This window comes from Streptomyces sp. GESEQ-4 (genome assembly GCF_017948455.1).
Classification (GTDB): Bacteria; Actinomycetota; Actinomycetes; order Streptomycetales; family Streptomycetaceae; genus Streptomyces.
Genome location: NZ_JAFFSU010000010.1, coordinates 101,436 through 115,526, shown reverse-complemented (window position 1 = coordinate 115,526; position 14,091 = coordinate 101,436). Strand labels below are relative to the sequence as shown.

The 14,091-nt window shown below is 72.4% G+C and carries 11 protein-coding genes; 4 read left to right on the top strand and 7 right to left on the bottom strand.

Features of this window, described 5'->3' with window-relative positions:
• The first annotated feature begins 11 nt into the window (after positions 1-11).
• Positions 12-995 carry a hypothetical protein gene (locus KCH48_RS20720; RefSeq protein ID WP_210576145.1) on the top strand — a complete coding sequence of 328 codons (984 nt, stop codon included), beginning with the start codon at positions 12-14 and terminating at the stop codon, positions 993-995.
• A gap of 41 nt (positions 996-1,036) precedes the next feature.
• Here KCH48_RS20720 and KCH48_RS20715 read toward each other — a convergent pair whose 3' ends face one another.
• The 4 genes from KCH48_RS20715 to KCH48_RS20700 all read right to left on the bottom strand — a co-directional run bounded on the left by KCH48_RS20715 (position 1,037) and on the right by KCH48_RS20700 (position 6,506).
• Complete coding sequence (locus tag KCH48_RS20715) at positions 1,037-2,548, bottom strand: NAD(P)/FAD-dependent oxidoreductase (RefSeq protein ID WP_210576144.1); 1,512 nt, start codon at positions 2,546-2,548, stop codon at positions 1,037-1,039.
• 487 nt (positions 2,549-3,035) lie between these two features.
• Complete coding sequence (locus KCH48_RS20710; protein WP_210576143.1) at positions 3,036-3,665, bottom strand: TetR/AcrR family transcriptional regulator; 630 nt, start codon at positions 3,663-3,665, stop codon at positions 3,036-3,038.
• 59 nt (positions 3,666-3,724) lie between these two features.
• Complete coding sequence (locus KCH48_RS20705; RefSeq protein ID WP_210576142.1) at positions 3,725-5,809, bottom strand: YhgE/Pip domain-containing protein; 2,085 nt, start codon at positions 5,807-5,809, stop codon at positions 3,725-3,727.
• Positions 5,781-6,506: an ATP-binding cassette domain-containing protein gene (locus KCH48_RS20700; RefSeq protein WP_210576141.1), complete on the bottom strand. Its 726-nt coding sequence runs from the start codon at positions 6,504-6,506 to the stop codon at positions 5,781-5,783. The genes KCH48_RS20705 and KCH48_RS20700 overlap by 29 nt, the downstream gene beginning before the upstream one ends.
• A gap of 167 nt (positions 6,507-6,673) precedes the next feature.
• Between KCH48_RS20700 and KCH48_RS20695 the strand changes: the two genes are divergently transcribed.
• From KCH48_RS20695 to KCH48_RS20685, 3 genes are all read left to right on the top strand, one after another.
• Positions 6,674-7,243, top strand: a complete 570-nt coding sequence (locus KCH48_RS20695) for an SAV_6107 family HEPN domain-containing protein (RefSeq protein ID WP_210576140.1) — start codon at positions 6,674-6,676, stop codon at positions 7,241-7,243.
• A gap of 248 nt (positions 7,244-7,491) precedes the next feature.
• Positions 7,492-8,316 (top strand): methyltransferase, encoded by an 825-nt coding sequence (locus KCH48_RS20690; RefSeq protein WP_374104697.1) that lies wholly within the window; start codon positions 7,492-7,494, stop codon positions 8,314-8,316.
• Between the two features lie 276 nt (positions 8,317-8,592).
• Positions 8,593-8,991 carry a DUF3040 domain-containing protein gene (locus KCH48_RS20685; protein WP_210576139.1) on the top strand — a complete coding sequence of 133 codons (399 nt, stop codon included), beginning with the start codon at positions 8,593-8,595 and terminating at the stop codon, positions 8,989-8,991.
• A gap of 241 nt (positions 8,992-9,232) precedes the next feature.
• Here KCH48_RS20685 and KCH48_RS20680 read toward each other — a convergent pair whose 3' ends face one another.
• From KCH48_RS20680 to KCH48_RS20670, 3 genes are read right to left on the bottom strand one after another with little or no spacing between them, the layout of a single operon-like run.
• Positions 9,233-11,617 (bottom strand): DUF3488 and transglutaminase-like domain-containing protein, encoded by a 2,385-nt coding sequence (locus KCH48_RS20680; protein ID WP_210576138.1) that lies wholly within the window; start codon positions 11,615-11,617, stop codon positions 9,233-9,235.
• Positions 11,614-12,978, bottom strand: coding sequence for a DUF58 domain-containing protein (locus tag KCH48_RS20675; protein ID WP_210576137.1), 1,365 nt, complete (start codon positions 12,976-12,978; stop codon positions 11,614-11,616). Before KCH48_RS20675 ends, KCH48_RS20680 begins: the two co-directional genes overlap by 4 nt.
• The gene (locus KCH48_RS20670; protein ID WP_210576136.1) at positions 12,978-14,015 is read right to left on the bottom strand and encodes a MoxR family ATPase; all 1,038 of its coding nucleotides are present in this window, start codon (positions 14,013-14,015) and stop codon (positions 12,978-12,980) included. The genes KCH48_RS20675 and KCH48_RS20670 overlap by 1 nt, the downstream gene beginning before the upstream one ends.
• Between the last annotated feature and the right edge of the window lie 76 nt (positions 14,016-14,091).

The following is a 14,091-nucleotide window of genomic DNA, read 5'->3' as shown; positions in this document are numbered from 1 at the left end:
GAGGGGCGTACATGGGCTGGACGGTCCTCTACATCGCGTTCGGCATCGTCGCGCTGTGGCTGCTCGGCGAGGTGCTGCTGCAGTACAAGGCACGGCTGCGCTGGCGGGTGCTCGCCTTCGTCGGCTTCCTCGGCGTCGTCCTCGGCGTGCTGCTCGCCAACGTCATCGTCATCGGTCTGGGCGCGGCTGCCTTCGCGGTCGGCCAGACCTACGTGACGCTGTCCTTCCGCAGCGGCTTCGCAGCCGGCTGGGCGGTGGCCGGCCGCCCGTCGTTCGGCGCGAGCAAGCGCCGCCGCGGTGAACCGGACCGCCAGGAGCCGACGCTGGAGGTCACCGACCTCCAAGCCGCCGACGGCGGTTACGGCCCCGACAGCGTCAAGTACGGCCAGGGCAACGCCGGTTACGGCCAGGACGACGACTACGACCGCGACGACGTCTTCACCCCGGCTCGCGCCGCCGATCCCACGGCCGCCGAGACGACCTCGGTCTACGAGCCCCAGCCCCTGCCGGACGACACCGGTTCCTACGGCATATACGCCGACACCTCCTCCTACCCGGCCGGCGCGGACCCGTCGTACGCGGCCGCCGGCCAGACCCAGGACCAGTACGCGGCGGCGGCCCAGGGCGCCGACCAGGCCTACGCGTACGACTACTCGGGCTACGACCAGCAGCAGTACGGCTACGACGCAGGCGGCCAGCAGCAGTACGCCGCCTACTCCGACCCGTACATCGGCACCCAGACCTACGACGGCTCCGGGTACGACGCCAACGCCACCTACGGCGGCCAGCAGCAGTACAGCCAGCAGGGCTACGGCCAGGACCAGTACGCCGGCGGCGAGTACGGCTCGCAGACCCCGCCCGGCGGTGTCTGGGTCCCGCAGCAGCGCACCGACGAGGCCTACGGCGGCGAACTGCCGCAGGAACAGCCGTATCCGTACCAGGGCGACGGGCAGCCGCAGGGGAACGGATACGACGAGCAGCAGTACCGGTTCTGAGCCGCCCTCAGCCGGTCCCGCAGTTCCAGCTCACCGCCGGCTCACTGAGAGCCCCGGAAGTCCGGTCCCTCGACGATCAGTCCGGCGACCAGTGCGCCCGACATGCCCGCGTGGGGGAGACCCCCGCCGGGGTGTGACCAACCACCGACCGTGAACAGCCCGGGTATCGCTGTGCTGTTGGCCGGGTGCAGCATGGTCCCCTCCGCTGCGGCCAGCGCGGGTGCGGGGACGCCACCGCCCTCGGCGCCGGTCTCCTGGCGGGTGTGCTCCGGCGTACGGACCTCGCGCCACAGTGTCCGCTCGCGCAGGCCCGGTATCGCGCGCTCGGCCTCGGTGACCATCCGGTCCGCGAAGGCGTCGGCGGCGCCGGGCGCGGTCCAGTCGTGGTGCGTCAGGGACGGCACCGTCGCCGTGAGCACCACCGCTTCGTGGGCGTCGTCGGGACGCAGCGCCGGGTCGTCCGGCCGGTCGATCCGGACCGTCGGCCGCGCGGGCGGCTCACCGAGCCCGAAGAGATCCAACTCGCCCTCCCGGTCCGGGGTGTGCACCACCGTGCGGTGCGCGGCCCCCGCCTCCCGCGCCCCGCGCAGTGCCAGGCAGACCACGACCCGGCCGGGGGCCGTGCCCTCGGGGTGGGGCTCGATGGCCTCCGGTGGGTACAGCGCGTGCCCGCGCATCAGATCAGCCACGCGCCAGGGGCCGTTACCGACGACCGTGTCCGCCTCCGCCACGCTCCCGTCGGCGAGCTCCACGCCCGCCGCCCGGCCGTCCTTCTCCACGACCCCGGTGACCTCGGCACCGAAGTGGAACTCGACCCTGCGTGACAGACACCGCTCGTACACGGCGCGCGCCAACTCCCGCATACCGCCGCGGACATACCAGGTGCCGAACGCATGCTCCATGTAGGGCAGCACGGCCGCACTCGCCGGGGCGACGCGCGGATCCAGGCCGTACGCGAGCGCGTGGCTCTCCAGCAGGGCGGTGAGCCGGGGGTCGCGCAGCTCCCAGGCGGCGATCTCGGCGAGCGTGCCGGCCCGGCGAGTGCGCAGCAGGCGCTTGTGCGGGACCGCCGGGTAGGGCTCGCGCTCGGCCAGCACCGACCAGTTCGGCCACAGGGGCTCCTCCAAGAGCGGCCGGCGCGTGCGGTCCCAGGCCTCGCGTGCCCGGACCAGGAAGTCGCCCCAGCGGGCGCCCGCGCCGGCGCCCAGCGCCTCGTCCAACGCCGCGACGACGCCCGCGCGCGAGGCGTTCGGCAGGGACACCTCGGTGCCGTCCGCGAAGACGTGCCGCGCCGACGGGTCGACCTGGGTCAGCTCGACGCATGCCTCCAGCGGCTCCTTGCCGGTCTTGAGGAACAGATCGCGGTAGACCGCGGGCAGCGGCAGCGTCCCGGGGCCGGTGTCGAAGGCGAACCCGTCGCGCTCGAGGCGGCGCACCGCACCGCCGTACGTCTCCGTCCGCTCGTACACCGCCACCCGGTGGCCCGCGACGGCCAGCCGGGCGGCAGCCGCCAGCGCGCCCATCCCGGCGCCGATCACCGCAATTCGTGCCATGCCAGGGACTTTATCGGCCGCCACTGACAATGCCGTCGCGGGAGGTCTTGCTCGCCTCGGCCAGGTCGGTCGCCTCGGCCCGGACACCAGCGGCCCCGGGCCGGAGGGAGTACCTGGGCCCGCGTGCGCAGGACTGAGTACACGTACCTAGCGAGGGAGATGAGTACGCGCGCGGATGGGGCCCAACCTGCGAGAACGAGAGAGTGGGGGCACGGAAAGGGGCTCGGCTCCGGCACCGGCGACACGGGGCGCCGGAACGGAGCGGAGCCACGATCCGCTCCTTCCGCCGGCCCCGGTCGGCGGGAGCGAGACGGGGGACCCGGGGGAACGACCGAAACGGGGTCCAACGGGGGACACGGGGGACAACGGGGGAGCACGAGGAAGCGCCGGTTCGATGCTGGCCCGCGGGGGACGCGGCCATATCGGACCGGCGCTTTCCATTGCGCCTACTGCCGGGCCGTTGGCCCCTACCGCCTTCCGCCGGCGTCTATTTCCCGCCGCTCACGCGCCCCTGGAGCAGCCGCGAGAGCGCCGCGTGCACATCGTCCAGTGACCGTTCCGGCTGGAAGGCCTGCCAGTCCAGCGCGGCCACCAGCACCATGCCGACCAGCGCGGACGCGGTCAGCGGGATGTCGATCTCGTCGCTGAACTCCCCGCCCTCGATGCCGGCGCGCAGCACGTCCTCGACGACCGCCACGGCCTGCTGCCGTACCACCATCAGGGTGGACTGCCAGGACCGGTTGGTGCGCCACAGCTCGGCCACATACAGCTGGGTGAACGCCGGATAGCGGTCGATGAAGACGAGCCCGGCCCGGATCATCGCGTCCAGGGCGTCGACCTTGCTGCCGCCCTCCCGCGCCGTGCTGTCGGCCGCCTCCCGAAGGGAGGCGGTGAGGAGCCCCACGCCGTGCCGCAGCAACTCCTCGAAGAGGACCGACTTGCTGGCGAAGTTGTAGTAGACCGTGCCCTTCGCGACCCCTGCGCGTTCGGCGATCTCGTCCACGGTGGTGGCGGAGAAGCCCTGCTCGGCGATGAGCGTGACGGCCGCCTCGTAGAGCTTCTGCCGGGTGGCCTCGCGGCGCGTACTGACGCCCGACGTGGCGCTGCTGCGTTCCATGGCCCTGATTCTCACAGGAGCCGTCCCCCGAGGAGTCACCGGAGGCGTCACCGCGGGGCTCACAGGGTCAGCTCCGGGTGCAGCCGGTCCAGTGTCCACACCTGGCGGCGGCGGGCCGACAGGGCGGTCAGGGCCAGGGCGCCCGCGGTGAAGGCGGTGAGCACCACGCACGCGTGCCACACCGGTTCCAGTCCGCCGCCCGTGATGAGCCTCCTGAGGGCCTCGACGACGTAACTCATCGGCAGGAACGGGTGGATCGCGTTGAAGAAGCCCGGACTGGTCTGCACCGGGTACGTGCCGCCCGCGGACGTCAGCTGGAGCATCAGGAACGCGAGGACGAGAATCCGGCCCGCCGCTCCGAAGCGGGCGTTCAGCCACTGCACGATCGCCGCGAAGCAGGCCGCCACCAGGAACAGGAAGCCCACCGTCCCGGCCGCCCGCGCCATCTCCAGGCCGACCGCCCAGTGCAGCACCGCGACCAGGGCGACGGTCTGGAGCACCCCGATCGCCACCACCGGCAGCCAGCCGGCCAGCGCGATCCGCCAGGCCGAGGCACCGGCGGCGAGCGCACGCCGGTTCATCGGCGTGATCAGCATGTAGGCCACCATCGCGCCCACCCACAGGGACAGCGGGATGAAGTACGGGGCGAAACCGGTGCCGTAGTTGGGCGCCTTGTGCAGGTCCTCGGAGACGAGCCGGACCGGGTCCGCCATCACCTGGGTGCGCCGGTCGCGGTCGCGCGTGCCGTAGTCGGGGATCTGCTCGGCGCCGTCGTGCAGCCCGCCCGCGAGCTTCCCCGAGCCGTCGACGAGCTTGTACATGCCGCCCCTGAGGTCGTCCGCGCCGGTCCTGAGCTCCCCGACGCCCTCGTCCAGGTCGGTCGCGCCGGTCTTGGAGGTCCCGAGCCCCGAGTGCAGCTTCTTGGCACCCGCGGCGACCTTCGCGGCGCCCTTGTTGAGGTCGTTGATCTTGGTGACGGCGTCGTCGAGGTCCTCGGAGAGGTGCGGCGCGCGGTCGGCGAGTGCCTGGGCCTGCTTCTGGAGCGTGGCGAGGTTCTTGTCGAGCTTCTTCAGGTCGCCGTCCTGGTCGGCGATCAGCGTGTTGAGGTCGTCGGCGATCTTCGCCACGTCGGTCGCGGCCTGCTCGGCCTTCTTCAGATCGGCGCAGGCGGCGTCGGCCAGGACGGCGTCCTCGCAGCGCCTCTTGTGGATGCCGTCCAGCGTCTCGGCGCCCGCGTGGGCGCCCTTGGAGGCGACCGGCGCGGCCTTCACCAGGGCCCCGAGGTGGTTGCGGATCGCGCCGGACGAGTCGGCGACCAGCCGGGCGGTGTCACCGATGGTCTCCTCGTTGCCCTTCAGGAAGGGCCCGATCCTGGCGTCGACCCCGTTGACCTTGTCGGCGAGTGTCTGCGTGCCCGCCGCGACCTGCTCCGAGCCGTCCTCCAGGTCACCCGCGCCCTTAGTGAGCTTCGTGAGGCCCTTGGAGAGCTTGCCGCTGCCGTCCTTGGCGTCCTTCAGACCCGCCGCGAGATCCTTGGAGCCCTTCTCCGCCTTGCCGATGCCGCCCTTGAGCCTGTCGGCCCCGTTCGCCGCCTTGACCGTCTGCCCGTGGATGTCGGAGAACGAGATGAAGATCTTGTCGAGGAAGGACCGCGACGCCTTCGTGGACGCGGCCTGGCGCACCTCGCCGAACACAGTCCGCGAGATCTGCCCGACGATGTAGTTGTTCGCGTCGTTCGTCCGTACTTGAAGCGCGCCCGTCTCGGGCGACTCGCCCGCACTGGACGCGATACGTGCACTGAAGTCGGCGGGCATGGTCAATGACAGGTAGTACGTGCCGTCCTCGACCCCCGCCCGGGCCTCGTCGGCACTCACCTCGCGCCAGTCGAAGACCTTGCTGTCGCGCAGCCCCTCCGTGATGTCCTCGCCCGCGGTGAGCTTCCTGCCGTCGGCCGTCGCCCCCTTGTCGTCGTTCACGAGCGCCACCGGGATCCGGTCCAGACGGCCGTACGGATCCCAGAACGACCACAGGTACAGCGCGCCGTACAGCAGCGGCAGCAGCAGGAGCGCGACCAGCGCGGCGCGCGGCAGCTTCCCCCTGCCGAACCGCCGCAGTTCAAGCGCGGCCAGTCGTGGCGAGCGCATCGGCTTCCCCCTCCTCGCGTGTGGTCACCATGAGCACGTCTTCCGGGGCCTGACTGCATACCGCCACGACCGTGGTCCCCGACGCGGCGAGGGACCGCAGCAGCCCCCAGACCTCCTCCCGCTCGGCGTCCGACAGCTTGAGATCGACGTCGTCGACGCCCAGCAGTTGCGGGCGCCCGATGAGGGCCAGGGCCAGGGACAACCGCAGCGCCTCCAGACGCTCCAGATCGCGAACGGCCGTCCGGGAACCCTTGGGCAGCGCCTCCCGATCCAGTCCTACGGCGGCCAGGGCGGCGTCGATCCGCAGCCGGGCCTCGGTGATCCGAGCCGCCCGGGGTTGGGTCAGAGCACGCAGAGAGTCGCCGAACCGGCGCTGCAGCAGCGCCCGTTCGCGCAGGTGCTCCCCGACGGTCAGGGCCGGGTCGAGGTCGGTGACACCGGGGACGTGTGCCAGCGCGCTGACCCGCCGTACCGCCGCCATCCGCTTCGGCAGCCCGAACTCGCCGACTCCGGCCACCCCTTCCGTGGCCTTCATCCGTCCGGTGAGTGCGAGCAGCAAGCAGGTGCGCCCGGACCCGGACGGCCCCTCGACCGCGACGAGTGAGCCGGGCCCCGCCTCGAAGGAGACCCCGCGGAAAGCCCAGCCGCGGGGTCCCTCGAGGCCGAAGTCCCGGGCCATGACAGCGAGTCCGCCCATGGCTCCCCCCAACTTCGGTAATTGAACTGACTGGTCAGTGCAAAAGTTAACCCGAACTGTCGATCGAAGCAAAAGCCCAGGTCAGAACGGATTGTCAGTGCCATACCTCACGATGGGCACATACGGCACCTCATAGCGTGCCGACCACAGACGACAGGAGGTTCGTCATGGCCAGCTATCACGCAGCAGCCGCCCGTCGGCGCCGCGCCTCCGGCCCTGCCCCCTCACTGACCGGCCCGGCGAGCGACGTGCACCCCGTACTGCGCCGGGCCACGGCCCCGCCCGCCGCCCTCGACCTGCTCGCCCAGGCCCGTGCCGGACTGGACGAGGCCGCCGTTCTGGAAACGCCGAACGAGCGCTATGCGACCGCCCACCTCGCGGCTCTGCGCACCGCCGCCGCCGTGCTCGCCGCCCGCGGGCGCCCGGAGCCCACCTCGCGACGCCGGGCCCGCATCAGGAGCGCATGGGAAGTGCTCCCCGAAATCGCGCCCGAGCTCACCGAATGGAGCGCCCTGTTCGCCTCCGGAGCCCGGCGCCGTGCCCGGGCCGAGGCCGGCATCCAGGGCGCGGCCACCCGCCGCGACGCCGACGACTTGATACGCGACGTGGGGATGTTCCTCCGCCTGGTCGAGCGGATGCTGGTCCTCCAGCCGGTCCTCCCACAGCCACGCCAGGACGGAGACCAGCCGGAGGAGGAGGCGCGCGCCGATCCACGGGACATGCCGGACGCGGGCTGACAGGGGCTCCTTTCCGGGCGGGGCAAGCTGAGCAGACGGGGTTCTGCCCGGGCGCGGGTCAACTAGGCGTGCCCCCGGAGCCGGGCGCTCAGCGCGACGCGATGCCGCGCACTGCAGTGACCAGGTGCGGTGCCGGAGGCAATAGGGTGGAGGGCGCCTGACGCCTTCCTTCGCCCGTTGCCGGGACCGGGGAGGCAGCCCGTTCGCTCCGCCGCGTGAGGCGGTGCCGCGCCGAGGAGTCAACTGCCGTGTCGGACCCGATGCGCCCGCCCGTCTCCCACCGCCCCGAATCGACGCCGCTGCGCTCCGACCCCTCTCGCCCCCGTGGCTCGCTCCGTACCGCGGTGGTCTGGGAGGTCCTCCAGGACGCCCTCGACCGCCGGGTGAAGGCCACGGGACGTCAGGTGCTGGACGTCCTCGACACCGGTGGCGGCAGCGGCAACTTCGCGGTGCCCGTGGCCCGCCTCGGCCACCGCGTCACCGTCGTCGACCCCAGCCCGAACGCGCTGTTCGCCCTGGAGCGCCGCGCCGCCGAGGCCGGCGTCGCCGACCGTGTGCAGGGCGTCCAGGGCGACGTCCACGGCCTCTTCGACGTGGTCGAGCGGGGCGGCTACGACGGCGTGCTGTGCCACGGAGTCCTGGAGTACGTGGACGACCCGGCCGAGGGCGTCCGCAACGCCGTGGCCGCCCTGCGCCCCGACGGCGTCCTGAGCCTGCTCGCCGCCGGCCTCGGCGGCGCCGTGCTCGCGCGGGCGCTCGCCGGGCACTTCAAGGAAGCCCGACAGGCCCTCGACGACCCCGACGGCCGCTGGGGCGCCGGCGACCCCATGCCGCGCCGCTTCACCGTGAACCAGCTCACCGATCTGGTCGAGGCCGCGGGCCTGAGCGTGGGCGCCGTGCACGGCGTACGCGTCTTCGCCGACCTGGTCCCCGGCGCGCTCGTGGACACCGAGCCCGGTGCCCTGGACGCGCTGCTCAGGCTGGAGGCGGCCGCCGCCGAGCTCCCGGCGTTCCACTCCGTGGCCACGCAGCTTCATGTGCTCGGTGAGACCCGGGGTGCGCTCGAGGCCTGAGCCATCTCCCGTGGTGAGGCGCTGATCAGGGACTTGGCTGCACATGGAGTACGCCACAGGCCCCCCGATCGGGCGCTCTGCGCCGTATGATCGAGGGAGACCGCCCGGCATGACGGGTCGGCTCCTGGGGAATGGAAGTCTCAGTGGGCCGGGACGTCCATGGCGGATTCCGGTTGCCAATTGGCGTAGAGGGGCGGGTTTCACGGGGGCGATTCCCTGCCTATCCTGAAGGGACCCCCCGGGTCGCCCCGGCGACTGCACGATGAGGAGGACTCCGTGCCGCTCTCGGAGCACGAGCAGCGAATGCTCGAGCAGATGGAGCGAGCGCTGTACGCCGAAGATCCCAAGTTCGCGACAGCGCTTGAGGGAAGCGGGCTGCGCACGTATACCCGGCGACGGGTCTACCAGGCGGTCGCGGGCTTCCTCGTAGGTATCGCGCTCCTCATGGCAGGAATGGTCGCCAAGCAGGTCTGGCTCAGCGTGGTGGGCTTCCTCGTCATGCTGGGCTGTGCGGTACTCGCCGTGACCGGCTGGCGCAAGGCCCCCAAGCCGGGTGAGCAGCCTGCCGCGGGTGCCCAGCCCGCGAGCCGTCAGGGACGGCAGCGGCGCTCCATGATGGACCGTATCGAACAGCGTTGGCAGCGCCGCCGGGATGAACAGGGCGGCGGCCATTAGCTCCACGCCCATACTCTTCTGAGCATGGCGTGAGGGGGTGCCCACCATTGGGTGGTCACCCCCTCACGCATGCCCTCCGGTCGCGGTCCGGCCGCAGTCCAGCACGCGAAGGACCCCGCCCTCCGAGGCGCTGAGGCTTCGGAGGGCGGGGCCGAGGGAGTGGATTCAGCCAGATTTCGCGACCGGGCGCAGCTCAGGGCCTGTCCGGCGGATCATCCCGGCGCCGGACAGGCCCAAGCGCTCAGCTCTGCTGCCCCGACGGCTTGCGCAGAGTCGGTCGTGCGGCCGCCGCGCGTGCCGTGAGGCCGGACCACCAGGCCGACGCCGCCCACACCACCCGTACGGCCGACCGTGGGACGAACAGCGCGCGCAGCTTGGTGCCGCGGTCGACGGTGCTCCGCAGGGTGCCGATCACCCGGCGGACATCGTCCGCGAGGCCCGCCGTCGGGCGTGGGTGCGGGGCGTAGAGCACCTGCTCCACCGCGTCCGCCACCCGGTGCACCGAGGCCGCGGCTGTCGGATCGAGCTGACCGAGCCGGACGATACGGGCCGCCGCCTTGCGCGGAGTCTGCGACTCCTCCGGCGAGATGCCGAAGTCCCAGGCGGTGTCCGTCAGTTCCTGCCAGACGGACAGGGTGTGCAGCGCCGTGCCGGCCTCGCTGCGGTCGTGCGCCCCCAGCCGTACGGACCGGATGCGCAGCCGCCACAGCATCGGCGCCAACGGGATCGCCACCGCCGCGAGCCCGCCGAGGATCCAGGCCAGGACGACGTACCATCTCGGGCCGTCGTCGCCACTGGTCAGTGCCGCCGCCTGGGACTCGCTCGGGCAGGCCTGCAGCTTCTTCTGCTCCGGCGTGCAGGACTCGCTCGCCGACGTCGACGCGGACGGCGCGGCGCTCGTGGACTGGGTCGGCTGTGACACCTCCGGAAGCGTGCTGCCGGGGGCGTCCGGCTGCGTGTACTCCGGCGTCGTACCCCGCGTCGGAGTCGGCTCGAAGCGGGTCCAGCCCACGCCCTCGAAGTACAGCTCGGGCCAGGCGTGCGCGTCCCTCAGCGACACCGACACCGAACCGTCCGCCTGCTGTGAACCGGGCGCGAAGCCCACCGCCACCCGGGCGGGTATGCCCAGGCTGCGGGCCATCGCCGCCATCGCGAAGGAGAAGTGGACGCAGAAGCCCTGCTTGTCCTTGAGGAAGCGGGCGATCGCCGCGGAGCCGCTGCCGACCTGCACCTGGGTGTCGTACTGGAAGCCGCCGGTCAGCGAGAAGTACTCCTGCAGCTTGACCGCCTGCTCGTAGTGGTTCTCCGAACCCTCGGTGACCTCGCGGGCGGTCTCGGACACCACCGCCGGCAGCGAGTCGGGCAGCTGGGTGTACTCGCGCTTCAGAGGCGGTTCGGCCTCCGGGGCCGAGGCCAGCTGATCCGCCGTCGGCTGCACGTCGAGGCTCGTCACCTCGTACGTCTGGCCGCGGGTGCTCTGGCCGCGGTCGCCGACCAGGGTCATGCCCACGGGTTCGTACCGCCAGGTGCCGTCGATGTCGACGCCGCTCGGCGGGTACGGCATCGGCAGCCAGTCCTGGGCGTACCAGTCGGCCGCCGTGATGCGGCTCTGGACCACCGAGCGCCGGACGTCGGACCCGAGGCCGATCGGTGTCGGGAACTCGTCCGGCACGGCGTTGATATCGCGTCGGGCCGGCTTCCACGTCGTGCCGTCGAACTCGTCCAGGGACACGATCCGCAGATACAGGTCCGAGGCGTCTTCCGGGACGGTACGCAGGGACAGGACCTGGCGGTCCTCGTCCACGTTCAGACTGTCGCGCAGGGAGACCAGTGGGTTGACCGCGGAGATCGTGCCGCCGCCTCCGTTGCCGGAGCCGACGCCCGTCCCGGCGCCGTCCAGCAGGCCGCCGTTCATCGCGGGCAGGGCCAGCGGCACCACCAGGGCGAGGCCGAGCGCGACCACGCCGATGCGTCTGCCGGTGCGGATCGGTGCCACCGCGCCCCCGGACTCCACGCCAGGGGTGCGCGGGGCCCCGCCGAAGACCCGGCCCCACTGGGAGAGCCGGTCACGTCCCTCGGCGAGGAGCAGCGTCAGGTAGCCCGCGGCGGCGACCAGGAACCACAGCCAGTCGGCGCCGCCGTCGGAGAGCCCCGCGGCGACCGAGTACAGCGCGAGCAGCGGCAGTCCGGCCGGGGCCGCGGCGCGGAACGTCACCGCGAGGACGTCCACCGCCAGCCCGATGATCAGGACGCCGCCGACCAGCATCAGCCGGATGCCGGGGTTCAGCGGTGCCGGGATCGAGTAGCGGTTGATGTCGTCCGCGCCCTGCTGCAGCAGCACGCCGAACTGCTGGAAGGCGTCCGGCCCGGGGATCAGGCCGACGAGGGCCTGCTCACGGACGAAGGCGAGGGTCAGCAGCATCAGCGTGACCAGCACCTGCACGGCCACGGTCAGCGGCCGGGCCAGCGGCACGCGCCGGGTCGCCGCGCCCACGCCCGTCTGGATCGCCAGCAGGAAGGCCGCCTGCAGCAGCCAGGTCGCCGGGTCGACCAGCGGCAGCAGGGCGCACGCCGACATCAGCGTGGCCGCCCAGGCGCACAGCGCCAGTCGTGCCCGTCCGCTCATGACCGCCCCTCCCCGCCGGCGGCGGCCAGACCGGTGCGCTCGCGGTCCGCCCGACGCCACAGCTCGTTCAGCGAAGCGCCCCGCGGCACGCTCACCGCTGTCCAGCCGGCCTCACGCAGCATCCGCAGCCGCTCCTCGCTACCGTCCAACGGCCCGGGGACATCGGTCGGTTCCCGCACCCACGTGTCACTGTCCAGGAGGAAGGCGACCGCGCCTCCGCTGCGCTGGCGCATCTTCGCGGCCACCGCGGCCTGCTCCTCGTCGAGATCGCCGAGGAAGGCCACCAGCAGTCCCTCGTTGCCGCCGCGCAGCACGTCGTACGCGCGCGACAGACCCGCGCCGTCGGAGTGATCGACCACCGCGAGGGTGTCCATCATCAGCCCGGCCGCGTCCGCCGACTCCTGGCTCGCGCCCGCGAACCCCTCGGCGCCCTCGCCGGGCACCGAGGTGCCGGTGTCCGTCAACAGCCGCGCCGAGAAGCCCCGTTCGAGCATGTGCACCAGCACGGACGCGGCACCGGACACCGCCCACTCGAAGGCCGAGTCGGGGCCCGCGCCCTGATAGGCGAGGCCCCGGGTGTCGAGCAGCACCGTGCACCGGGAGCGCTGCGGCTGCTCCTCGCGGCGCACCATCAACTCGCCGTAGCGCGCGGTCAGGCGCCAGTGCACCCGGCGCAGATCGTCGCCGTAGCGATACCCGCGCGGGATCACGTCGTCCTCGCCGGCCAGCGCCAGGGAGCGCTGCCGCCCGTCGCCGTATCCCTTCGCCTCGCCGGTGAGCCGCACCGGCGGCAGCGGTTCCACGCGCGGGATGACGGTCAGGGTGTCGTACGTCGAGAAGGACCGGGTCAGTTCGCACATGCCGAACGGGTCGGTCAGGCGCAGTTGCAGGGGCCCGAGCGGGTAGCGGCCACGCAGGTCGGAGCGGACGCGGTAGGACACCTCGCGCCGGCCGCCCGCCTCCACCCGGTCCAGGACGAACCGGGGGCGCGGGCCGAGGACGTAGGGCACCCGGTCCTGGAGCATCAGCAGGCCGGTGGGCAGCCGCGAGACGTTGTCCATCCGCAGATGGACCCGGGCCTCGCTGCCGGCGGGCACGCGCGCGGGGGAGAGCCGGCGGCTGCCGGCGACCCGGTAGCGGGTGCGGTAGAGCACGGTCGCGCAGACCAGGGGCAGCGCGGCCAGCAGCAGGCCGACCCGCAGCAGATCGCTCTGCCCCAGGACGTACGCGCAGATCGCCGCCGCCACTCCGGCGGCCAGGAAGGAGCGTCCCCGCGTGCTCAGCCCCGCCAGCGCCGTGCGCACACCGCCCTTCTCGCCCCGGTCGTCCTCCGTCGCGTGCGGAGTGCCACCGGTGGTCATCACAGCCTCCGCGGCGGCTGCTGGCCGTACGCGGTCGCGCCGTGGGCCAGACCGATGCCGGGCTGCTGCTGGGGCGCCGCGGGAACCGGGGTGCGCTGCAGGATCTCCTGCACGACCTGCTCCGCCGTACGGCGGTTCAGCTGGGCCTGGGCGGTGGGCAGCAGCCGGTGGGCCAGGACGGCCACGGCGAGGGCCTGGATGTCGTCCGGCAGCGCGTACTCCCGGCCGCTGAGGGCGGCCGACGCCTTCGCCGCGCGCAGCAGGTGCAGCGTCGCGCGCGGGGAGGCGCCGAGTCTGAGGTCGGGGTGGTTGCGCGTGGCGGCGACCAGCTCGACGGCGTACCGCCGGACCGTTTCGGCTACGTGCACCTCGCGCACGGCCTCGACCAGCTTCACGATCTCGTGCGCATGGGCCACCGGCTGGAGGTCGTCCAGGGGGTTCACCCCGCCGTGCACGTCCAGCATCTGCAGCTCGGCGTCCGCGCTCGGGTAGCCGATGGAGACACGGGCCATGAAGCGGTCGCGCTGGGCCTCCGGCAGCGGGTAGGTGCCCTCCATCTCGACCGGGTTCTGCGTGGCCACCACCATGAAGGGGCTCGGCAGCTCATAGGTCTGTCCGTCGATGGTGACCTGGCGCTCCTCCATGGACTCCAGCAGCGCGGACTGCGTCTTCGGCGAGGCGCGGTTGATCTCGTCGCCGATCACGATCTGCGCGAAGATCGCGCCGGGCTTGAACTCGAAGTCACGGCGCTGCTGATCCCAGATGGACACACCTGTGATGTCCGAGGGCAGCAGGTCGGGCGTGAACTGGATACGCCGCACCGAACAGTCGATGGACCGTGCCAACGCCTTGGCCAGCATTGTCTTGCCCACACCTGGAACGTCTTCGATCAGAAGATGCCCCTCGGCGAGCAGTACGGTCAGCGAAAGCCGTACGACCTCGGGCTTGCCCTCGATCACTCCTTCCACCGAACTGCGGACACGCTCCACAGTGGCGGTCAGATCAGTGAGGCTCGCTCGATCGTCATAGGTCGTCACCCGGCCCTCCTCGGCCCGTTCTGTCCGGGCCGTCGCGCTGTGCTGCGGACCGGCCCACCCCTGGAACACGGACACC

Bases quoted from the DNA above. Each gene is read 5' to 3' on its own strand.
- KCH48_RS20675 (WP_210576137.1), bottom strand. From the start codon at position 12,978: ATGACCACCGGTGGCACTCCGCACGCGACGGAGGACGACCGGGGCGAG.
- KCH48_RS20700 (WP_210576141.1), bottom strand. From the start codon at position 6,506: ATGGGCGGACTCGCTGTCATGGCCCGGGACTTCGGCCTCGAGGGACCC.
- KCH48_RS20695 (WP_210576140.1), top strand. From the start codon at position 6,674: ATGGCCAGCTATCACGCAGCAGCCGCCCGTCGGCGCCGCGCCTCCGGC.
- KCH48_RS20710 (WP_210576143.1), bottom strand. From the start codon at position 3,665: ATGGAACGCAGCAGCGCCACGTCGGGCGTCAGTACGCGCCGCGAGGCC.
- KCH48_RS20715 (WP_210576144.1), bottom strand. From the start codon at position 2,548: ATGGCACGAATTGCGGTGATCGGCGCCGGGATGGGCGCGCTGGCGGCT.
- KCH48_RS20720 (WP_210576145.1), top strand. From the start codon at position 12: ATGGGCTGGACGGTCCTCTACATCGCGTTCGGCATCGTCGCGCTGTGG.
- KCH48_RS20680 (WP_210576138.1), bottom strand. From the start codon at position 11,617: ATGAGCGGACGGGCACGACTGGCGCTGTGCGCCTGGGCGGCCACGCTG.
- KCH48_RS20705 (WP_210576142.1), bottom strand. From the start codon at position 5,809: ATGCGCTCGCCACGACTGGCCGCGCTTGAACTGCGGCGGTTCGGCAGG.